This window comes from Embleya sp. NPDC055664 (genome assembly GCF_053618075.1).
This window is the reverse complement of record NZ_JBSHGZ010000018.1, coordinates 119,795-143,459: the sequence shown is the minus strand read 5'-3', so window position 1 is coordinate 143,459 and position 23,665 is coordinate 119,795. Positions and strand designations below refer to the sequence as shown.

9 protein-coding genes are annotated in these 23,665 nt (G+C 72.1%); all 9 read left to right on the top strand.

Going from position 1 to position 23,665, the window contains the following annotated elements:
- Position 1: 1 nt before the first annotated feature.
- The 9 genes from ACWGR4_RS26800 to ACWGR4_RS26760 all read left to right on the top strand — a co-directional run bounded on the left by ACWGR4_RS26800 (position 2) and on the right by ACWGR4_RS26760 (position 23,656).
- A complete protein-coding gene (locus tag ACWGR4_RS26800) occupies positions 2-964 on the top strand; it encodes a LuxR C-terminal-related transcriptional regulator (protein ID WP_452130272.1) in 963 nt (320 codons plus the stop codon).
- A gap of 546 nt (positions 965-1,510) precedes the next feature.
- Positions 1,511-2,371: a 3-hydroxyacyl-CoA dehydrogenase family protein gene (locus ACWGR4_RS26795; protein ID WP_452130271.1), complete on the top strand. Its 861-nt coding sequence runs from the start codon at positions 1,511-1,513 to the stop codon at positions 2,369-2,371.
- Complete coding sequence (locus ACWGR4_RS26790) at positions 2,371-3,042, top strand: O-methyltransferase (protein ID WP_452130270.1); 672 nt, start codon at positions 2,371-2,373, stop codon at positions 3,040-3,042. The genes ACWGR4_RS26795 and ACWGR4_RS26790 overlap by 1 nt, the downstream gene beginning before the upstream one ends.
- A gap of 15 nt (positions 3,043-3,057) precedes the next feature.
- The gene (locus ACWGR4_RS26785; protein WP_380000340.1) at positions 3,058-3,381 is read left to right on the top strand and encodes an acyl carrier protein; all 324 of its coding nucleotides are present in this window, start codon (positions 3,058-3,060) and stop codon (positions 3,379-3,381) included.
- Positions 3,374-4,474, top strand: a complete 1,101-nt coding sequence (locus tag ACWGR4_RS26780; protein ID WP_452130269.1) for an acyl-CoA dehydrogenase family protein — start codon at positions 3,374-3,376, stop codon at positions 4,472-4,474. The genes ACWGR4_RS26785 and ACWGR4_RS26780 overlap by 8 nt, the downstream gene beginning before the upstream one ends.
- 25 nt (positions 4,475-4,499) lie before the next feature.
- The gene (locus tag ACWGR4_RS26775; RefSeq protein WP_452130268.1) at positions 4,500-5,591 is read left to right on the top strand and encodes an HAD-IIIC family phosphatase; all 1,092 of its coding nucleotides are present in this window, start codon (positions 4,500-4,502) and stop codon (positions 5,589-5,591) included.
- 143 nt (positions 5,592-5,734) lie between these two features.
- Complete coding sequence (locus ACWGR4_RS26770; protein ID WP_452130267.1) at positions 5,735-7,723, top strand: BTAD domain-containing putative transcriptional regulator; 1,989 nt, start codon at positions 5,735-5,737, stop codon at positions 7,721-7,723.
- A gap of 7 nt (positions 7,724-7,730) precedes the next feature.
- A complete protein-coding gene (locus tag ACWGR4_RS26765; RefSeq protein ID WP_452130266.1) occupies positions 7,731-14,123 on the top strand; it encodes an SDR family NAD(P)-dependent oxidoreductase in 6,393 nt (2,130 codons plus the stop codon).
- 32 nt (positions 14,124-14,155) lie between these two features.
- Positions 14,156-23,656, top strand: coding sequence for an SDR family NAD(P)-dependent oxidoreductase (locus ACWGR4_RS26760; protein ID WP_452134254.1), 9,501 nt, complete (start codon positions 14,156-14,158; stop codon positions 23,654-23,656).
- Positions 23,657-23,665: the final 9 nt, after the last annotated feature.

Here is a 23,665-nt window from a genome sequence, read left to right as displayed (position 1 = left end):
ATTGTTCGAAGTCTACGAATGGAGCCTGAGCCGGGACGGATTCGCGGTCGACGACATCGCCCACGCATTCGGCTTCACGGACCCCGACGCGAGTGAGGCGATCGTCGCCACACTCCTGGGACTCCAGCTCATTCGACCGTCCCACGACCGGGACGCCTGGTTCGTTCCCGCGGATCCGAGCATCGCCTCCGCGAACCTCCTGACCAGGAGCGAACTGGAACTGCTGGAACGGAAACAGGCGACGGGGCGGTTGCGCAACGACCTGGCGCGGCTTTCGTTGTTGTTCCGATCGAGCAAGTTCGGCAGCCAGTACACGAATTCGTTCGACATCGTGCAAGTACCCGAGACCATCGAGCTGTTGTTGTCCGAATCGGCGGCGAACAGCTCGGACGAAATCGTCTGCATGCAACCCCGGAGCGAGTGGCCGGCCGAGAATCTGGTCGAGGCTCGGGCCCGGGACTTCCACCGGCCCGACACGGGCGTGCCCATGCGCGTCCTGTACCAGCACGCCGCCCGATTCGACACACCGACCCGCGAACACGCGGGAAGGCTGGTCGAATCCGGCGTGGAGGTACGCACGGCCGGGGCGTTGTTCGGCACGATGTTCATCTTCGACCGCACCGCCGCGTACATCCTGGCGAACGGCGAGGACGGCGGTGCCCTGGTGGTGCAGGAACGTTCGCTGATCGACTTCCTGTACTCGTGTTTCGAGCATGTCTGGGCGACGGCGAAGGAGTTCGACACCGGGCGTGCGGAAACCGACCTGATCAGCAACGACATGAAAAAGGAGATCGTCAGGATGTTGATCTCCGGTGCCAAGGACGAGGCCATCGCCCGACGCCTCGGTGTGTCGGTGCGCACGTGCCGCAAACACATCGGTCAGGTCATGCAGATGTTCGGTGCGACGAGCCGCTTCCAGTTCGGCTACCTGGTGAAGGAGGCCAACCTCGCGGAGGACGTATAGCCCCCGACCTGCGCGTTCGCATCACGAGTGGGCTTCGTCGAGTGGCGGCGGGAGAGCTTCATCAAGTGGAAGTGCAGCTTGATGAGCGGGTCGCGGGCTGGAGTCCGCCGGTCCTGCGGCACAGACTTGTAAGCCGTGAGAACGATGCGATCGCGGAGGTTCGCGTGGAACCACCAGGGGGCGATATTCCGAACTCCGGTGGCGCGGTGGGCCGCGCCTGACCGGATCGCACGCACCGCTTCCGGGCCGTCGTCCCGGAAGCGGATTTCGTAACAGTCATCGCAGGGAACGGCCTTGCAGTCGGCGTCGCGGCGATGCGACTCGGTCGACCCGACGATCCATGCCCGTATTCGGCGTGCGCTTTTGCGCGCGCTTCTTCCTTCCCTTTTCCCTTCCTTCTCGACTTCGGACAACCTTCCTCCGGAAAAGCTTCCGCACGCACAACGCACAAGCTGGGGTGATGATGAGCGGGTCTGTCGTTCGTGACATCGGCCGGGGATCGCCCGGGCCTCGCGCCGTCGTGGCACGGTCGGAAGTGGTCGGCCGATGACCGGCAACGGGCGCGCGCCGCGGCTCGCGGTGTTCGGCGCCGGCGTGATGGGCATCGGCATCGCCACCCTCGCCGTCGCGCGGGGCGTGGCGGTCACGCTCGTGGACGTGGATCGGGCACGGCTGGACACGGCACACGCGCGGTTACGCCACGAACTCCGGCTCGCGCGGATGATGGGAGCGCTCTCCCCGGGTGCGACGATCGGCGACCTGCACCTCGCCGACGCGGCGACGGCGGCCGCGGACGCGACCTGGGTGATCGAGGCGATCACCGAACTCGCCGGGCTCAAGGCCGACGTGCACAAGGAGATCGCCGCCGTGGTCGCGCCCGGCACCCTCCGCGTCACCAACACCTCGTCGATCCCCGTCGACGAACTCGCCGACCAGGTCCCGTCCCCCGAGGACCTCGTCGGCATCCACTTCATGAATCCGCCGTACCTGATCGGCACGTTGGAGATCGTGCGCGGACCGCGCACCGGCGAGCGGGCGATGTCGGCCGTACGGGATCTGCTGTCCACCCTGGACCGCAAGGGCATTGTGGTCGGCGACGGCCCCGGCTTCGTCACCAGCCGGCTGCTGCACCGCATGATCAACGACGCGGCGAACCTCGTCGAGGAGGGCCGGGCCAGCGTCGAGGACGTCGACGCGCTGATGGAGGGCTGCCTGGGACACCCGACCGGACCGTTGCGCACGGCCGACCTGATCGGCATCGACAACCTCGTCGACTCGTTGTGGGTGCTGCACGAACGCACCGGCGACGAGGGATGCCGCCCCAGCGAACTGCTGCTGCGCAAGGTCGCCGAGGGCGAGCACGGCCGCAAGACCGGGCGTGGCTTCTACCAGTACGGAGCGTCGTGATGGCCGGCCAGGTGGAGTTGGACGAGCGCCTGCTCGCGTACGTGCGCTCGGTGTCCCTGCGCGACGACGACATCCTGCGCGACCTGGTCGCCGAGACCGCGTCCATGCCCATGCTGGATGCCATGGTCACCATGCCCGAGGAGGGGCAACTCCTGGCCCTGCTCGTGGGGTTGACCGGTGCCCATCGGGTGTTGGAAGTCGGCACGTTCACCGGCTACGGCACGCTGTGCATGGCCCGGGCGCTGCCGCCCGACGGACGCATCGTCACCTGCGACATCAACGAGCGCTGGACCCGGATCGCCCGGCGCTACTGGGACCGTGCCGGCGTTTCGGACCGGATCGAACTCCGACTCGGGGACGGCACGGAGACCATGGCGGCCCTGCTCGGCGAGCACGGCCCCGAAACCTACGACCTGGTGTTCATCGACGCCGACAAGACCGGCTACGCGCGTTACTACGAGGACGCGCTGACCCACCTGCGGCCCGGCGGCCTGATCGTGCTCGACAACACCCTCTACTTCGGCCGGGTCGCCGACCCGGAGGCGGACGACCCGGACACCAGGGCGATCCGCGAACTCAACGCGGCGCTGTTCGCCGACGCCCGGGTGGAGCTGTCGATGCTCGTCATGGCGGACGGGATCACGCTCGCCCGCAAGAACAAGGTGCGATGAGAAAGGGACTCTCCCATGACGGACTCGACAACACGCTCGACGACGGACTCGACCACGTTCGAGCCGGCCGACTCGACCACGGATCTGCCGGTCGCCGCCATCGAGGAGCGCATCGGCGCGTTCCTGACGGCCAAGACCAAGACGACCTGGGAGCGGGAGGTGGACCTGTTCGCCTCGGGCGCGGTGTCCTCGCTCTTCGCGATGGAACTGGTGGTGTTCGTGGAGAGCACCTTCGACATCGAGGTGGAGGGCCCCGACCTCGCCCTGGACAACTTCCGCACCCTGCGCTCGATGAGCGCGCTGGTGCTTCGACTGCGCGGCGGGGGCGACGGTGCCTGACCACCTGAACGCGCTGGTGACCGAGACGGTCGCCGACGCCGCGAGCGGGTGGGACGTGGCGGGCGAGATCCCGATCGCCGTCCTGCGCGCACTCGGCGCCAAGGGCGTGTTGTGCGCCGAGACCGAGCAAAGGTTCGGCGGCCTGGGCCTGTCCTGTACCGACAACGGCGAACTCACCGCGCACACCGGCGCGTTGTGCAGCTCGCTGCGCAGCGTGATGACCTCCCAGGGCATGGCCGCGTGGACGATTCGACGCTTCGGGGACCGGGCACAGCGCGAGGAACACCTGGCGCGACTGACCGGCGGCGAACTGGCCGCGGTCGCGTTCAGCGAACCGGCCGCCGGGAGCGACCTGGCCGCGATGAGCACCGGGATCCGGCGCGACGGCGCCGACATCGTCGTCCACGGCACCAAGACGTGGATCACGGCCGCCGACTACGCCGACTGGATCGTGGTGTTCGGCCGGTACGAGGGCGGCGGCGCGGTTGCCGTGGTGCCGGCGACGGCGCCCGGAGTGCGGGTGACCCGGGTGGCCCACCCGATGGGCTGCCGCGCGGCCGGACACGCCACGGTGGAACTCGACCACGTACGGCTGCCCGCGGAGCACCTGCTCGCCGTGGCCGGTCAGCCGATCGTCATGCTCACCACCATCGCGCTGACCTACGGCCGGTTGTCGGTGGCCTGGGGTTGCGTCGGCATCCTGCGCGCGTGCCTGACCGCGGTCGCCCGACACGCCGCGACCCGCGAGCAGTTCGGCAAACCCCTCCTCCAACACCAACTCGTCGCCCGTCACCTGGCCGAGCTGTACGCCGCGGAACGCACCGCGACGTTCGCCTGCGAGCGGGCGAGCGGCAGCCGCGACGAGGGATCGCCCGAACAGGTGCCCGCGTCGGTCCTGGCCAAGCACGTCGCGGCCGGCCATGCCACACGCGGCGCGGCGTCCGCGCTCCAGGTGCTCGCCTCCGCGGGGGCGGCGAGCGGACACGTGGTCGAACGCGCTTACCGGGACGCGAAGTTGATGGAAGTCATCGAAGGCAGCAACGAGATCTGCCAGCTGATCCTCGCCGAGCACGCGGCGTCGTCGGCGGGCTGAACCGTCGTACGAAACGGGAGCTGACATGTCCGAAGCACAACCGGTCGTGAAGTGCCTGATCTGGGACCTCGACAACACGCTGTGGCGCGGCACACTGATCGAGGACGGCCACGTCGAGGTGGACGAGGCCGTACGCAAGGTCGTGGTGGAACTCGACGCGCGTGGAGTATTGCAGGCCGTCTCCAGCCGCAACGACCACGACGAGGCATGGGCACGGCTCGAGGAACTGGGCCTGGCCGAATACTTTGTTCTGCCCCAGATCGGCTGGGGCCCGAAGTCGGAATCGGTGCGCCGGATCGCCGAGCGGCTGAACTTCGCGACCAGGACGATCGCGTTCATCGACGACCTGCCGACCGAGCGCGCCGAGGTCGCCTACCACCTGCCCGACGTACGGTGCTACCCGGCCGAGCAGGCCGAGGCGCTGCTCGACCTGCCCGAGTTCAGCCCGCCGGTGGTCACCGTCGACGCGCGTCGCCGCCGGATGATGTACCGGGCCGGGTTCGAGCGGGACCGGGAGCGGGAGCAATACAGCGGCGCCGACGAGGAGTTCCTGCGCTCGCTCGACCTGGTGATGCGGATCGCCGAGGCCCGGGACGAGGAGATCACCCGGGTCGAGGAACTGACCCTGCGCACCAGCCAGATGAATGCCACCGGCGTGCACTACTCGGACGCCGCGCTGCGCGCCCTGGCCCACGACGAGGACCACGACGTGCTGGTGGTCTCGATGAGCGACCGCTTCGGTCCGCACGGGGCGGTCGGGGTGATGCTGATCGAGAAGACGCCGCAGACCTGGCACATCAAACTGCTGGCGACCTCCTGCCGGGTCGTCTCCTTCGGCGCGGGCGCGGTACTGCTGCGCTGGCTCACCGACGCCGCAGCCCGGGCCCGGGTGCACCTGGCCGCCGACTTCCGGCGTACCGAGCGCAACCGAATGATGGAAGTTGCCTACCGGTTCGCGGGATTCGCCGACGCGGACTGCACCTGCCTCGCCTCCTTCCCGCCCACCGAAGGCACCGAGGTCCTGCATCTGGAACCGGTCCGCCAGGAGCCGCCGACGACCATGCGGGTCACCGCCCCCGACCCGCAGGCCGGCGGCCGGGAAGCGGAATGGGCGTAGGGCGTTGCCTCAAGCCCTGACCGCGCATCGATCCGAAGTCGCGTATCGATCCGAAGGCGCGTATCGATCCGACGGATGACGCAGAGCACGAACGATCTACGGGGGATCTCTTGCAATTCATGGTGCTTGGCCCGTTAAAACTGATGGACGACGAGAAACCGATCGCGCTCGGCGGCGACCGGCGGCGGGCGACGCTCGGCCTGCTGCTGCTCAACGCCAACCGCGAGGTGGCGACCAGCAAACTCCTCGAGGGCCTGTGGGACACCGAGGAGACGCCGCCGACCGCACGCAAGATCCTGCAGAACGCGGTGCGCGGCCTGCGGGTGATGTTCGCCGAGCACACACGCGGCGACACCCGCCCACCCGCACTGCTGACCTGCTCGCACGGATACCAGTTGCAGGTCGACCCCGAACGGGTCGACATGTTCCGCTTCCACCGCCTCGCCCAAGTCGGTCGCGCGGAACTGGCGGTCGGCCGTCCCGCCGCCGCCGCGGACATCCTGCGCGAGGTGCTGGAGCTGTGGCGCGGACCGGCCCTGGCCGACCTGGTCGAGGCCGGACACTCCTGGACGGAGCTGACCGCACTGCAAAACGCTCGCCTCGACGTGATGGAGGACTACTACGAGGCCGAGTTGGCCAACCGACACCACCAGAGCGTGCTCGGCGAGTTGGAGGCCATGGTCGAGGCCGAGCCGCTGCGCGAGCGGGCGTGTCACCAGCTGATGCTCGCGCTGTACCGCAGCGGCCGTCAGGCCGACGCACTTGCGGTCTACCGCCGTGCCCGGCTGCGCCTCGCCGAGCAGTTCGGCCTCGAACCCGGCCGGGAACTGCGGATGTTGCAACACGCGATCCTCGTGCACGACCCGTCCCTCGCCACGCCCGCCGGTCCGGCCCGACCCGTGGTGCTCGCCGCGCCCACGTCGGAGCCGGAACAGCCCGAATACCCGCTCGCCCGCACCGCCCCGGCCGCCGTGCCGCAGACCGCCGGGGCTCGGAGCCGGGTCAGCGCCGTACTGATCCGCGCCGACTTCGGCACGGGCTCCCGGGTTGCCGACGTCGGCGAGGCACTGGAGCGCACCGCGACGACCGTACGCGAGGAGGTCGAACGCTTCGGCGGCCTCGTCGCCGGCTCGACCGGCTCGGTCACCCTGGCCGTGTTCCGCCCCGACACCCGGGACGACGACAACGACCGGGTCGCCGAACGCGCCGTGCACGCCGCCATCTCCCTGCGCCGGCGCATCTGCTTCGACGTCCCCGACGGCGAACGACCCGCCCTGCGGGTGGCCGTGTCGACGGGCGAGATCCCGGTGCGGCCCGCCGAACGATTCCTGGAACCGCTGCCGGTCAACGGTGCGTTGCTCGTCGACTGTGAGTCCCTGCTTCAGTTCGCCGAGGACACCGAGATCGTGGTGTGCGACCACACCAACCTCCTGACCGGCGCGGCGATCCGCTACGGCCGCGAGGGCGGACCGCGCCCACGATGGACCGTCCGGGGACCCTGTCCGGACTCACCGCTCACGCCCGAAGCAGTCGATCGTGAACCGGAGTTGGATGTACTGAGCAGCCTGCTCGAACGGGTCCGCCGGCGGGCCCGGCCACACCTGGTGCTGGTCCTCGGCGGGCCCGGGATCGGCAAGTCGCGGTTGCTCGCGGCGTTCGAGAGACGGGTCCGGAACGCCGCGACGATCCGGCTCGACCCGCACGGCCCGGCGACCACCCCCAATGTGGCCGAACTCGCCGAGTACCGCCCACTCGTGGTGTTCGCCGACGACCTGCACCTGGCCGACAGCACGGTCTTGGCCGTCGTCGAGGACCTGCTCGATCAGCCGGAGCCGACCCCGCTCCTGGTGGTCGCCGCCGCCCGCCCGGAATTGTTCCGCCGCCGCCCGGGATGGGGCGACGGTCGCCGGCACGCGAGCCGGATGACCCTGGAGCCGGTCGCACCCGAGGCACCCGCCCGGGTGCCGGAGGAGCGCGACGCACCCAGGCTCTGCCACGTCCCCGGGCGGGTTCGTCCCCGCTCTTTGGTCCGGGGAGCCAGATTCGCCGCCCGGTCCGGGCTTCCGGAACCGGGTTGCCCGCCGCTCTCGCAGGGTTCACTGGCCCCGTTGAGTACTCGGCCGGAGGAGTGACGAGACCATGGAGAACGAAGGCAGGCTACGGAACTACCTCAAGCAGGCGGTCGGCGAGCTCCAGGAAACCCGCGAACGGTTGCGGGAACTGGAGCAGGCCGCCGCCGAGCCGATCGCCATCGTCGGCATGGCCTGCCGCTTCCCCGGCGGGGTCGAATCACCCGACGGACTCTGGGAGTTGGTGGCCGAAGGGCGGGACGCGATCGACGCGTTCCCGACCGACCGCGGCTGGGACGTCGACGGCCGCTACGACCCCAACCCCGGTGTGCCGGGCAGCTACTACGCGCGCGGCGGGGGATTCCTGTACGACGCCGCCGAGTTCGACGCCGACTTCTTCGGGATCTCGCCGCGCGAGGCGTTGGCCATGGACCCGCAGCAGCGGCTGCTCCTGGAGACCGCGTGGGAGGCACTGGAACGCACCGGGACGGACCCGCAGACGTTGCGGGGCAGCGACACCGGGGTGTTCGTCGGTCTGATGGGCCACGGCGGACAGCGGTACGGGCTCGGTGCGGAGGAGGCCGGTCAGGGCGGCGACGGCTTCGGTGGGACCGGCAGCGCGGCCAGCGTCGCCTCCGGGCGGATCGCGTACCTGCTCGGTCTGGAGGGTCCGGCCCTGACCGTCGACACGGCGTGCTCGTCGTCACTGGTGTCGATGCACCTGGCGAGTCGGGCATTGCGCAAGGGCGAATGCTCGCTGGCACTGGTCGGCGGCGCCTCGGTGATGGCGACGCTGGACACCTTCGTCGACTTCTCCCGGCAGCGGGGGCTGGCCGAGGATGGCCGCTGCAAGGCGTTCGCGGCCACGGCGGACGGCACGGGGTGGTCCGAGGGCGTGGGCATGGTGGTCTTGGCCCGGCTGTCCGATGCCCGGCGGCTGGGATACCCCGTGAACGCGGTGATCCGGGGGAGTGCGGTCAACTCCGACGGCGCCTCCAACGGCCTGACCGCGCCGAACGGCCCGTCCCAGCAGCGGGTCATCCGCCAGGCACTGGCCGACGCGGGCCTGACCGCCGCCGACGTCGACGTGGTGGACGCGCACGGCACCGGCACCCGACTGGGCGACCCGATCGAGGCACAGGCCCTGCTGGCGACCTATGGCCGGGAACGTCCCGAGGACCGGCCGCTGTGGCTGGGGTCGCTGAAATCCAACATCGGCCACACCCAGGCCGCGGCCGGCGTCGGTGGCGTGATCAAGATGGTGCAGGCGCTGCGACACGGCCTGCTGCCCAAAACGCTGCACGTGGACGAGCCGACCCCCGCCGTGGACTGGGCGTCGGGCGCGGTCGAACTGCTGACCGCGGCGCGCGCCTGGCCCGAGACGGGCCGGGCCCGTCGGGCGGCGGTATCGGCCTTCGGGATCAGCGGAACCAATGCGCACGTGATCCTCGAGGAGGCCCCGACGCCGGCGGAGCCGGAGCCGGACCCGGAGTCGGTGTTGGAACCGGGTCCGGAACGGGGCTTGGAGCCGGAGCCGGAGTCGGTGTTGGAACCGGGTCCGGAACGGGGCTTGGAGCCGGAGCCGGAGTCCGAGCCCCCCGTGGTGCCGCTGCTGCTGTCCGCCGCCTCGGCCCCGGCGCTCGCCGCTCGGGCGCGCCAACTGCACGAGTTCACGGCAGCCGACCCGGCCGCCCCCGTGGCCGCCGCCCTGGCCACCCGGGCCCCACGACTGTCGCACCGCGCGGCCGTGCTCGGCACCGACCCGGCGGCGGGACTGCGCGCCCTCGCCGAGGGCCGGTCGTCCCCGGACGTCCTCCTCGGCACCGCCCGCCCGCGCGGGAAAACCGTGTTCGTCTTCCCCGGCCAGGGCTCGCAATGGTCCGGCATGGCCCTCGACCTGTACCGCGAATCCGCGGTGTTCCGCGCGCAATTGGACCGCTGCGCCGACGCCCTCGAACCGCACGTCGACTGGCTACTCCTCGATGCGCTCGCCGGACCGCTCGACCGCGTCGACGTGGTGCAGCCGGCGCTGTGGGCGGTGATGATCTCGATCGCCGCGCTGTGGGAAAGCCACGGCCTCGCTCCCGATGCGGTACTGGGCCACTCCCAGGGCGAGATCGCCGCCGCGTACGTCGCCGGCGCTCTCTCCCTCGCCGACTCGGCCACCGTCGTCGCCGCCCGCAGCAAGGCCATCGTGCGCCTGGCCGGTACCGGCGGCATGGCCTCCGTGCAACTCGCCACGGCCGACACCGCGCACCGGATCGAGCGCTACGCCGGAGCGGTCGAGATCGCCGCGATCAACGGACCCGGCAGTACGGTCGTCTCGGGTACCCCCGCCGCCCTGACCGACCTCGTCGAGTCCTGCGAGGCCGACGGGATCCGGGCGCGGCTCATCCCGGTGGACTACGCCTCCCATTCGGCGCACGTCGAGGCCCTGCGAGACGACATCCTCGGCACGCTCGCCGGCATCCGACCCCGCCCGACCCGAGTCCCGTTCCACTCCACGGTCACCAACGAGATCCTGGCCGGCCCGGAACTGGACGCCGAGTACTGGTTCCGCAATCTGCGCCACACCGTCGGCTTCGCCGCCGGCACCCGGGCGTTGCTCGACCGGGGACACCGAGTGTTCGTCGAGGTCAGCGCACACCCCGTGCTGACCACCGCGATCGGCGAGACGATCGAGGAAGCCGAAACACCCGACACGGTCGTCCTGGAGTCGCTGCGCCGGGACGAGGGCGGGTCGACGCGCTTCGCCGCCGGACTGGCCAGGGCGTATGTCCACGGCATCGAGGTCGACTGGCAACTACCGGCGACCGCCCTGGAGTTGCCGACCCACCCATTCCAACGCCGGCGCTACTGGCTCGAAGAGCCCGCCGCGATCGGCGACATCACCGCCCTCGGCCTGCACCGCGCCGACCACCCGATGCTGGGCGCGGCGCTGCGCACCGCCGACGCGCAGACGCTGGTCCTCACCGGCCGGTTGTCCCGTACCGCGCAACCGTGGCTGTCCGACCACGGGATCGGCGCATCGGTGCTGCTGCCCGGCGCGGCGCTGGTCGAACTCGCCCTCCAGGCCGGCGACCGGGTCGGCCGCGCGCATCTGGCCGAACTGACCATGCAGGCACCGGTGGTCGTCGACGCCGACCTCGATCTCCAGGTGCTGATCGGCCCGGAGGTCGACGCCGGTCGGCCGGTGGCGGTGTACACCAGCCCGAGCGGGCGCGACGAGTGGACCCGGCACGCACAGGGTGTGCTGACCGCCGAGGAGCCACCGGCGGCCGGCGAATCGACCTCCTGGCCGCCGCCGGGGGCGGTGGCCGTGCCGGTGGACGGGCTCTACGAGGACCTGGCCGAGCGCGGCTACGTCTACGGCCCGGCCTTTCGCGGCGTGCGGGCGGCGTGGCGCGACGGCGACGTGATCCACGCAGCGGTCGCGCTGCCCGACGAGCTGGACGTCTCCGGTTTCGGGCTGCACCCCGCCCTGTTGGACGCGTCGCTGCACGCGGTCGGTCTCGCCGAGGCCGACGACCTGCGCCTGCCGTTCGGCTGGACCGACGTACACGTGTACGCGAGCGGCGCCCGGACCGTCCGGGTACGCCTGTCCCCGGCCGGGCCGGACACGATCGCCGTACTCGTCACCGACGAGGCGGGGCAACCGGTCGCTTCGGTGGGCCAGTTGTCGCTGCGCCCGGTGGACGCGGGCACGTTCGGTCGGGCCCGGGTGGACGCGTCGGCGCTGTTCGGCGTCGACCTCGTGCCGATCGACCTCCCCGAAGCGTCCCCCGAGCACCCGTGGTTCACCCTTTCGCCGGCAGGCCACGACCGTCCGATCCCTCCGTCTTCCGCACCCGCCGCGCTGTGGACCTGCCCGAGCGGCGAGCTGGAGGACGTCGTCGCCCGGACGCTGGAGGTGGTCCGGGACTGGCTCGCCGACGCGGACCTCGCCGGCGTCCCGCTCGTCGTGCTCACCCGCGCGGACGAGCCCGCACACCGCGCCGTGGCCGGCCTGCTTCGCACCGCCCGGAGCGAACACCCGCGCCGACTCCGGCACATCGACGTCGACGACCACCCGCGCACCCGGCACGCACTGCCCGCCGCGATGGCCGTCGACCACCCCGAACTGGTGATCCGCGCCGGGATCGGCGCGGTCCCGCGCCTGGTCCGCGCGTCCGCGTCGCCCGCCCTGCCCGAGCCGAAGGATCGGCCGTGGCGGCTGGCCCCGACCCATCGCGGCGATCTCGACGGGTTGTCGCTCGCCGCGTGTCCCGAGGTGCTGCGTCCGTTGGCGGCCGGCGAGGTGCGGGTCGCGCTGCGGGCGGGCGGGCTGAACTTCAAGGCCGTGCTCCTCGAACTGGGCATGGTGGCGCGGGACGAGTGGTCCTCGCTGGGCGAGGGCGCCGGAGTCGTCCTGGAGGTCGGCGCGGATGTCACCGGACTGGCCCCGGGGGACCGGGTGATGGGCTTGTTCACCAGCGGTCTGGGTACGGCCGGCATCTCGGATCACCGGCTGGTCGTGCCGATGCCGAAACATCTGTCGTTCGCGCAGGCCGCCGGGGTCCCCGTGGTGTATCTCACCGCCTACTACGGCCTCGCGGACCTGGCCGGGTTGCGATCCGGCGAATCGCTGCTGCTGCACGCCGCGACCGGCGGGGTGGGCTTCGCGGCCCTGCAACTGGCCCGGCACTGGGGCGCCGAGGTGTTCGGCACCGCGAGCGCCGGCAAACGCGACATGCTGCACGCGTGGGGCTTCGACGACGACCACCTCGCCGACTCGCGCAGCCTCGGCTACGCCGAGCGGTTCGGCCGGACCACCGGTGGCCGCGGCGTGGATGTCGTGCTCAACGCGTTGGCCCACGAGCACGTCGAGGAGTCGCTGGCCCTGCTGTCGAGCGGCGGACGCTTCGTGGAGATGGGCAAGACCGACATCCGCGACCCCGAGGAGATCGCGAAGACGCATCCCGGGGTGCGTTATCGGGCGTTCGACGTGATGGAGGCCGGCTTCGACCGCCTCGGCGAGATGCTGGAGGCGATCCGCGTCCTGTTCGACGAGGGCGCGCTGCGACCGATGCCGCTGACCACGTTCGAGGTACAGCGGGCCCCGGAGGCGTTCCGGTACCTCCGCCAGGCCCGACACGTGGGCAAGATCGTGCTGACCGTACCCGCACCGCTCGACCCCGACGGCACGGTGCTGATCACCGGCGGGACGGGTGTGCTCGGCGGGGTGATCGCCCGGCACCTGGTCGCCGAACACGGCGTACGGCGACTGCTGTTGACGAGCCGCCGCGGCCCGGCCGCGGAGGGCGCGGGCGCGTTGGTCGAGGACCTGCGCGCGGCGGGCGCCGACGTGGACGTGGTGGCGTGCGACGTCACCGACCGCAAGTCCCTTGCCGAGCTGATCGGCTCGACGCATCGACTGACCGGGGTGGTACATGCCGCCGGGGTGCTCTCCGACGGCGTTCTGGAGGCGCTGACCCGCGACGACCTCGACGCCGTACTGCGGGCCAAGGCCCGCTCGGCATGGGATCTGCACGAGCTGACCCGGGATCACGACCTGTCCCTGTTCGTGCTGTTCTCCTCGGCCGCCGGCGTGCTGGGCAACGCGGGCCAGGGCGGATACGCCGCGGCCAACGCCTTCCTCGACGGCCTCGCGGAACATCGGCGCGGGCTCGGCCTGCCGGGGTTGTCGATCGCGTGGGGCCTGTGGGCCCGGGAAAGCGCGATGACGGGCCACATGAGCGACACCGACCGGGACCGCCTGTCCCGGATGGGGCTGGGCGCGATCACCGACGAGCAGGGCGCGGCCCTGTTCGACGCCGCCCTCGCCCTGCGCCGCCCGGTCGCGGTGGCGGTACCGATCGACGTGGCCGGCCTGCGCAAGAGCGGCCGACCGTGTCCCGACGTGTTGTCGGCCCTGGACCCGAGCGGCCCGACCCGGCGCCGCGTCGCGGCCCGGGCGGCCGACACCTCGCGCGCGGACCGGCTCCTCGAACTGCCCGAACGCCAACGCCGCCGGGAACTGCTCGAACTGGTCCGGGAGTCCGCGGCGCTCGTGCTCGGGCACGACACGGCCGCCGCGGTCGACGCGGACAGCGCGTTCAAGGAACTCGGGTTCGACTCGCTGACGGCGGTGGAACTGCGCAACCGACTGGGCAACGGCACGGGCCTGCGCCTGCCCCCGACGGTCGTGTTCGACCACCCGACGCCGGTCGAACTGGCGGGCTTCCTGGACGAACTGCTCGTGCCCGCCGAGGAGACCGGGGTGCGGTCCGTCGTCACGGAACTCGATCGACTCGCCGTGGCGGATCTCGACGACGAGGAACGCGACCTGCTTGCCAAGGGACTCCAGGAGGTGCTGCGCCGACTCGCCGCACCGACCGACGGAGGCGGCGAGGAAAGGGACTTCACCGCCGCCTCCGACGACGAACTCTTCGACTTCATCGACGGCGAACTCGACATCGCATGACTTCGCGTCCGTACGGAAGGGGGCTGCCCGGGATGTCCAACGAGCAGAAGCTGCGCGAGTATCTGAGGCGCGTCACGACGGACCTCCAGCGCGCCCAGCGGGAGCTGCGCGACGCCGAGGCCGCCGCCCGGGAGCCGATCGCGATCGTCGGCATGGCGGCCCGGTTCCCCGGTGCCGCCAACGCGCCCGAGGAGCTGTGGGAACTGATCCGTGGCGGTGGGGAAGCCCTCACGGATTTCCCGAGCGACCGAGGGTGGGATCTCGATCGGCTGTCGGACCCCGACCCCGACACACCCGGAACCACCTACCTCACCCGGGGCGGCTTCCTGGCCGGCGCGGGGCGGTTCGATGCCGAGTTCTTCGGGATCTCACCGCGTGAGGCGGCGGCGATGGACCCGCAGCAGCGGGTGTTGTTGGAAACCTCGTGGGAGGCGTTGGAGAGCGCCCGCATCGACCCGGCGTCGATGCGGGGCAGCTCCACCGGCGTCTTCGTCGGGGTGATCCCGCAGGAGTACATGCCGCGCGCGGGAGAGACGCCCGAGGACCTGGAGGGCTTCGTCCTCACCGGCGGCACCACCAGTGTCGCGTCGGGCCGGATCGCCTATGTGCTCGGCTTGTTGGGACCGGCGGTGACGCTGGACACGGCGTGCTCGTCGTCGCTGGTGTCGATGCACCTGGCGGAGCAGTCGCTGCGCAGCGGGGAGTGCGACCTCGCGCTGGCGGGCGGCGCCACCGTGATGTCCGGGCCGAGTGTGTTCGTGGAGTTCTCCCGACAGCGCGGGTTGGCGCCGGACGGCCGCTGCAAGGCGTTCGCCGCGGGGGCGGACGGCACCGGATTCTCCGAGGGCGTCGGGGTGTTGGTCCTGGCCCGACTGTCCGAGGCGCGACGGCGCGGGTTGCCGGTATTGGCGCTGGTGCGGGGCAGTGCGGTGAACTCCGACGGTGCGTCCAACGGCCTGACCGCGCCGAACGGGCCGTCCCAGCAGCGGGTGATCCGGCAGGCACTGGCCAACGCCGGTCTGTCCCCCGCCGAAGTGGATGTGGTGGAGGGGCATGGCACGGGAACACGGCTGGGCGACCCGATCGAGGCGGACGCGCTGCTGGCCACGTACGGACGGGCACGTACGCCGGGCTCCGACGAACAGGCGTTGCTGCTGGGCTCGGTGAAGTCGAACATCGGCCACACCCAGGCCGCGGCGGGCGTGGCCGGGGTGATCAAGATGGTCATGGCCATGCGGGACGGGGTGGTGCCCAAGACACTGCACGTGGACGAGCCGACACCCGCGGTGGACTGGTCCGCCGGGACGGTCGAGGTGGTGACCGAGTCCCGGCCGTGGCCGACGACGGGTCGGCCGAGGCGGTCGGCGGTGTCGTCGTTCGGGATCAGCGGGACCAACGCGCACGTGATTCTCGAACAGGCCCCGTTGGACGAGCCGGTGGCGGCGACGGAGCCGGCCGAGGCACCGGGGACGGCGTTGCCGGTGGTTCCGGTGGTGGTGTCGGCGCGGTCGGCCGAGGCGTTGCGGGCGCAGGCGGAGCGGCTGGTGCCCGTGGTCGCGGGCGGCGTGTCGCCGGCGGATGCGGGTTTGTCGGCGGCGGTGTCGCGGTCGACGTTCGAGCACCGTGGGGTGGTGCTGGCGGCCGACGTTGATGAACTTACGGCCGGTTTGCGGGCGTTGGCTGCGGGTGAGTCGGCCGCGAGCTTGGTGTCCGGGGTCGCCGCCGAGGGACTCACGGCATTCCTGTTCACCGGTCAGGGCGCGCAGCGCGTGGGCATGGGTCGGGAGTTGTATGAGACCTTCCCGCTGTTCGCGGCGGCGTTCGACGAGGTTTGTGGTCACTTCGACACGCTGTTGTCCGGGTCGTTGCGAGACGTCGTGTTCGGGGACGGCGAGGGGTTGGACCGGACCGGGTGGACGCAGCCGGCGTTGTTCGCGGTCGAGGTGGCGATGTTCCGGCTGCTGGAATCGTGGGGTGTACGACCCGACTTCGTGACCGGGCACTCGATCGGGGAGTTGGCCGCCGCGCATGTCGCGGGTGTGCTGGGCCTGGGCGACGCGTGCCGGGTCGTCGCCGCTCGTGGGCGGTTGATGCAGGCGTTGCCGGCCGGCGGGGCGATGGTCGCGGTGCGGGCCGGCGAGGCCGAGGTGCGCGAACTGCTGCGCGGGCATGAGGACCGGGCCGGGATCGCGGCGGTCAACGGGCCGACGTCGGTGGTGGTTTCCGGCGCCGAGGACGTCGTCCTCGCGGTCGCGGACGCTCTGCGCGAGCGCGGCCACAAGACGAACCGGCTCACCGTGAGCCACGCCTTCCACTCGCCCCTGATGGACCCCGTCCTCGACGCGTTCGCCACGGTCCTCGACGGTGTGGAGTTGGCCGAGCCGTTGATTCCGATGGCCGCCGACACCGCCGATGTGCGCTCGGCGCGGTATTGGGTCGACCACGTCCGCGAGCCGGTGCGCTTCGCCGAGCACATCGCCCGCCTGCGGGAGCAGGGCGTCACGCGGTTCCTGGAGGTCGGCCCCGACGGCGTACTCACCGCGCTGGGCCCGGAGACCGCACCCGACGCGAGGTTTGTCGCCTTCCAACACCGCGACCGCCCCCAGACCCGTACCGCGCTCACCGCACTCGCGCACCTGCACACCCACGGCCTCACCGTCGACTGGCGACACCTGTTCGCCGACACCGACGCCACCCTCGTCGACCTCCCCACCTACCCCTTCCAACAGCGCCACTACTGGCTGCCGGAGTTGTCCGCGGGCGACGTCGTGTCGGCCGGGCAGGTGGCCGCCGGCCATGCGATGTTGGAAGCCGTGGTGCGGGTCGCCGGTGCCGACGAGGTGGTGTTCACCGGGCGGCTGTCCGTACGGACGCATCCCTGGGTCGCCGAACACGAGCTGGGCGGACGGGCGTTGGTGCCCGGAACCGCGTTGCTCGACATGGCGATCCGGGCCGGGGACGAGGTCGGCTGCGCCGGCGTGGCCGAGATGGTGGTCACCGCGCCGCTGACCCTCCCCGAGTCGGGTGGAGTGCGGGTGCAACTCGTGGTGAACGAGGCGCGGGACGGCGGGGAGCGGCCGTTCGCGATCCACTCCTGCCCGGAGGACGCGTCCGGCGAGGAATGGACCTGCCACGCCATCGGCCTGCTGGCCGCCACGGCGCCCGAGCCGGACTTCGAGTTGAGTGAATGGCCGCCGACCGGGGCTCGACCCGTGCCGGTGGACGGGTTCTACGAGCGGTTCGCGGAGCACGGCTACGTCTACGGCCCGCTGTTCCGCGGGCTGCACACGCTGTGGCGCCGCGACGGGAGCGCCGGGGCCGAGTTCTTCGCCGAGGTCGCGCTGCCGGAACACGCCGAAACGGCCGGGTTCGGGATCCATCCCGCCCTGTTCGACGCGGCGATCCATCCCCGGGTCGTGGCCGCGATCGCCGACGCGGGTGAGGACTTCACGCTCCTGCTGCCGTTCGTGTGGAACGGGATCAGCCTCTACGCCACGGGCGCGACCGCGTTGCGGGTACGGGTCCTGATCGACGACCCGACCGAGGGGACGTCGTGCCGAGTGCAACTCGCCGACCAGGCCGGACAACCGGTCGCCGAGGTGCGCTCGGTCGAGGCCCGTCCGGTGTCGACCGACCGGTCGGCCGCGCGGAACGAGACCGCCGGCTCCCTCTTCGAGGTGGAATGGGTTCCGGTCGAGCCGACCCCGACGGAGCCGACCGGGCGCTGGGTTCTGCTCGGTGCGGCCGACGGCGTCATCGAGGACGCGCTGCCCGTCGAGCGCCACGAGACGTTGCGGGAGGCGGCCGGGGCCGACGTGGTGGTCGCCGCGTACACCGCACCCTCGGGCGACGGCGACGGCGACGGCGACGGCGACGGCGAAGGCGACGTCGTCGCGTCGGTGCACGACACGACGGTCCGGGTCTTGGATCTCCTCCGGGAATGGTCGGCCGACGACGCGTTCCTGTCGAGCCGCTTGGTCGTGGTCACCCGGGGTGCGGTGGCGACCGATGCCGCGCCGGACCTGATGGGCGCCGCAGTGTGGGGCCTGTTGCGGTCCGCGCGGGCGGAACATCCCGACCGGATCTTGCTGGTGGACGTCGACGACGACCCGGCCTCGCTCGCGGCCCTGCCCGCCGTGTTGGCGGCCGGCCACGACGAGGTCGCGCTGCGCGCCGGCGCGGTGACGGTACCCCGCCTGGTGCCGCAGCCCGCGCCGGCGGACGGGTCCCGGCCGGTGCCCGCGCCCGACGGCACCGTCCTGGTGACCGGTGGGACCGGGGCGCTGGGCGCGTTGTTCGCCCGGCACCTGGTCACCGAGTACGGCGTCCGGCACCTGGTCCTCACCAGCCGCCGGGGGCAAGCCGCGCCGGGCGCAGGCGAGTTGGTCGAGGCGCTCACCGAACTCGGGGCCACCGTACGGATCGCCGCATGTGACGTGGCCGACCGGGACGCACTCGCGGCGATCCTCGACACCATCCCCGCCGAACACCCGCTCACCGGTGTCGTGCACACCGCCGGCGTGATCGACGACGGCATCCTCACCGCCCTCACCCCCGAGCGTGTCGACGCGGTGCTTCGGCCCAAGGTCGACGCCGCGTGGTACCTGCACGAGCTGACCCGCGAGCACCCGCTGACGATGTTCGTGCTGTTCTCCTCGCTGGCCGGCACGCTGGGCAACGCCGGACAGGCCAACTACTCGGCGGCCAACCACTTTCTCGACGCGCTCGCGCACCACCGCCGGGCCCACGATCTGCCCGCGGTCTCGCTGGGCTGGGGGTTGTGGGACACCGAGGGCGGCATGCAGACCGGCGACGCCGACCAGGTGCGACGGAGCGGCCTGCGGGCGATCACGCCGGAGACCGGGCGGGCGTTGTTCGACCGGGCCCTGGCGGCGAACCGCCCGGTGACCCTGCCCGCCCGATTCGACCTGCGCACGTTGCGGGCCGGGTCGGCGCCGATCGTGTCGATGTTGCGGAGCCTGGTCGGGCGTCCGGCACGCCGGGTGGTGCGGCCGGGCGCGGCCGACCAACGGGCCCTGGCCGAACGGCTGGTCGCATTGCCGCTCCGGGAGCGGCAGGAGCAGGTCGCCGACCTGGTCCGGACCGAGGTGGCCGCGGTGCTCGGGTTCGGCGCGGGCGAACGGGTCGGCGAGAGCGTGCCGTTCCGGGATCTGGGCTTCGACTCGCTGACCGCCGTCGAGTTGCGCAACCGGCTGTCCGCGACCACGGGACTGCGCCTGTCGCCCGGGGTGGTGTTCGACTATCCGACGGTCGCGACGCTCGCGGAGCACGTGGTGTCCGAGCTGAGCGGCGATGTGCCCGCTGCGACCACGGCCGTCGCCGCGTCGGTTCCCGGGCCCGGCGGCGCGGACGAACCGATCGCGATCGTCGGCATGGCGTGCCGCTTCCCCGGCGGGGCCGGCACGCCCGAGGAGTTGTGGCGGCTGGTCGTGGACGGCGTGGACGCGATGTCGGACATACCGGATGATCGGGGTTGGGACGTCGCACGGTTGTGGGATCCGGATCCGGACAAGCCCGGCACGTTCTATCCGCGCGCCGGCGGATTCATCGACGAACCCGCCGGGTTCGACGCCGGCTTCTTCGGCATCTCGCCGCGCGAGGCGCTGGCGATGGACCCGCAGCAGCGGTTGTTGCTGGAGACCTCCTGGGAGGCCTTGGAAAGCGGCGGCATCGACCCGCAGTCGTTGCGCGGCAGCGGTACGGGTGTCTACACCGGCCTGACCGCACAGCAGTACGAGGCGGGCGCCGGGACGGTCGAGGAGGGCGTCGAAGGGTATCGGCTGACCGGCTCGACCACGTCCTTCGGATCCGGCCGAATCTCCTACGTCCTGGGCCTGGAGGGCCCGACGATGTCGATCGACACGGCGTGCTCGTCGGTGTTGGTTTCCCTGCACCTCGCCGCCAACGCGGTGCGCAGCGGCGAGTGTGCACTCGCCCTGGCGGGCGGTGCGACGGTGATGGCGCAGCCCATCGGCTTCATCGAGTTCTCCCGGCAGCGCACGTTGTCCCCCGACGGCCGGGCCAAGGCGTTCGCCGAGTCCGCCGACGGCACCGGATGGTCCGAGGGCGTGGGCATGTTCGTCCTGGAACGCCTGTCCGACGCCCGCCGCAACGGGCACCCGGTGCTCGCGCTGATCCGGGGCAGCGCGGTGAACTCCGACGGCGCGTCCAACGGCCTGACCGCGCCCAACGGCCCGTCGCAACAGCGGGTGATTCGGCAGGCGTTGGCGAACGCCGGCCTCGCCGGGTCCGACGTGGACCTGTTGGAGGCTCACGGGACGGGTACCAGGCTCGGCGACCCGATCGAGGCCCAGGCCCTGTTGGCCACCTACGGCCGGGACCGGCCGGCGGATCGGCCCCTGTGGCTGGGTTCGGTCAAATCCAACATCGGGCACACCCAACACGCCGCCGGAGCCGGTGGGTTGATCAAGGCGATCCTGGCCATGCGCGATGGCCTGATGCCGAAGACGCTGCACGTGGACGAGCCGACGTCGGCGGTGGACTGGTCGTCCGGGGCGATGCGCTTGTTGACCGAGGCGCGCCCGTGGCCGGACGTGGACGGACCGCGTCGGGCCGCGGTGTCGGCGTTCGGGATGAGCGGTACGAACGCGCATGTCGTGCTGGAGCAGGCCCCCGAGGAACCGGCCCCGGCGGAGGCCGGGGTGTCCCTGCCGGCGGTGCCGTGGGTGTTGTCGGCCAAGTCGCCGCAGGCGCTGCGGGCGCTGGCCGATCGGCTGTCGTCGCTGTTGCACGCCACGGATGACACCGACGACGCCGCGCCGAGTCCGCTCGACGTCGGCTTCTCGCTGGCGGCCCGGTCCGGGTTCGAGTACCGCGCGGTGCTCGTGGTCGGGGAGGTCGCGGAGGCACGGGCCGGACTGCGGGCGATCGCCGAGCCCCGGCACGAAAACGGGCCCGAACCCGGGCGGGACGTGCCCGCCGCCGCGGACGGGCGCACGGCGTACCTCTTCACCGACCGCCCCGCGCCCGGTCCGGATCGGGACCTGTACGAGACATGGCCGGTGTACGCCCGGGCGTTCGACGCCGCGCTCGCCGAGGTCGAGGGTGAGGACCGGTTCGCCGCCGAGGTGGCGCTGTTCCGCCTGGTCGAGTCCTGGGGCATGAGCTTCGGCTGCGTCGCCGGGACCGGCGTCGGCGAGCTTGCCGCGGCGTACGTCGCCGGGGCGCTCTCGACGACCGACGTGCGCCGGTTGTTGGTCGATGGGCAACGGGCCGAGGTGACCTTCGGGGAGCCGCGCATCCCGGTGGTGTCGTTGCGCACCGGCATGCCGCCGGCCGCCGACGACGCGCCGGGAGCGCCCGGAACCGAGGGTGCCGCCGCCGCCGAGCGGTGGATGGCCGAGCAGCGCGTGACCCGCCTCGTCGAATCGGGCGGCGCCGGACGGTTGTTCCGGCGCTCGGTGGCGCTGCTCCCGGACGATCGGCCGCAGGTGCGCGCCGTGCTCGACGGGATCGGCGAACTGTTCGTGGCCGGCGCGCCCGTCGACTGGTCGGCCGTGTTCGCCGGCACCGGCGCGCGCCGCATTGCCTTGCCCACCTACCCGTTCCGGCACGAGCGGTACTGGCCGGCCGCGCCCGAACCCGCCGAGGGCACCGACGCCGGCACCGCCTCGCTGTTCGAACTGCGCTGGACCCCGGTCGCGGTGCCGGCGGACGACGAGCCGGAGAGCCTGCTCGCCCTGCTCGGCGACGACCCCGCCGGCCTGGCCGCGATGGCGCCGCTGCGCTTCGGCGACGTCGAGGAGGCCGCGACGGCGTTCACCCCGTGGGACGTACTGCTGGTGCAGCCGTCGACCCCGGAGGATCCCGCCGCCGACGGCCCGGCCGAGGTGCACCGTGCGGTGGCCCGGGCGCTCGACGTGGCGCAGTCCTGGCTGGCCCGGGAGAACCTGCCGGACAACCGCCTGATCGTGGTGACCCGGGGCGCGATGGCCGTCGAGGCCGGGGAGGACGTGCCCGACCCGGCCGGCGCCGCCGTGTGGGGCCTGCTGCGCTCGGCCCAGGCGGAGCACCCGGATCGGATCGTGCTGGTCGACCTGGACGACGACCCGGCCTCGACCGACCTGCTGTTCGTGGCGGCCCAGACCGGGGAACCCCAACTCGCGGTGCGCGCCGGGCGGTTGCTCACCCCGCGCCTGGTGCCGTCGACGCCCCTGCCGGATGTGGTCCCGCCGACACCGGTGGCGGGCGGCACCGTGCTGGTCACCGGCGCCGGCGGGCCGCTGGGCGCGCTGTTCGCCCGACACCTGGTCACCGCGTACGGGGTGGAACACCTGGTGCTCGCCGACCCGAACGGCCCCGATTCGCCCGCCGGCCGACTGCGGGACGAACTGGCCACGCTCGGCGCCGCGGCCACCGTGGTCGCCTGCGACCCGGCCGACCGCGAGGCGGTCCGCACGATGCTCGCGGACATCCCGGCCGCGCACCCGCTGACCGGGATCGTGCACACCGAAAACGTGCTGGACGACGGCGTGTTCACCGCGCTGACCCCGGCGCGCGTGGCGGCCGTGTCGCGGCCCAAGGTGGACGGCGCCCGGCATCTGCACGAGCTGACCGTAGACGCCCCGCCCGCGCTGTTCGTGCTGTGCTCGTCGGTGGTCGGCATGCTCGGCAGCCCGGGTCAGGCCAACTTCGCCTCGGCGAACGCCTACCTGGACGCGCTGGCGACCCGCCGCCGGGCCGCCGGACTGCCCGCCGTGTCGCTCGCGTGGGGCCGGATGGTGGCGAGCGCGCAATCCGGCCTGCGGGTGATCGGTGAGGACGAGGCGTGCGCGCTGTTCGACGCCGCGCTCGCCGACGGGCACACCGTGCTCGCCCCCGCCCCACTCGACCTTCCCGCGCTGCGCCGCGACGGTGCGCAGGTCCCGGCGGTGTTGCGGCACCTGGTGCCGCACGACGAGCGCCGGACGGCGAGCACCGAGCCGCCGGCCGACCGGTTCGCCGCGATGAGCCGGGCCGAGGCCGCGGCGTTCCTGCGGGACCTGGTGCGCACCGAGGCCGCGGCCGTGCTCGGTCACGCGGCGCCGGACCGATTGCAGTGGGAGGTGTCCTTCCGGGACTCCGGCTTCGACTCGTTGTCCGCCGTGCAGTTCCGCAACCGGCTGGGGGAGCGCACCGGCCTGTCGCTGCCGACCACGCTGGTCTTCGACTACGCCTCACCGGGCGTACTCGTGGACCACCTCCTCGAACGGCTCGCCGTCACCGACGGAGCGGACCACCGCGCGGCACTGGCCGAACTGGACCGCCTGGAGGCGGTGTTGATGGCCGTGCCGGTCGAGCCGACGGACGACGAGGACGCCGGGAACACCGAGATCGCCGCCCGCCTGAACACCATCCTCGCCCGCTGGAACAGGGCCCGGGCCGACGCCCGTGCACACGCCCCCGGCGGCGTGATCGACCCGGCCACCGCGATCGAGACCGCGACCGAGAACGAGATCTTCGACTTCATCGACCGGGAACTGGGCCGCTCCGCCGCCAACCCGCAACGCTGACCACAAGGA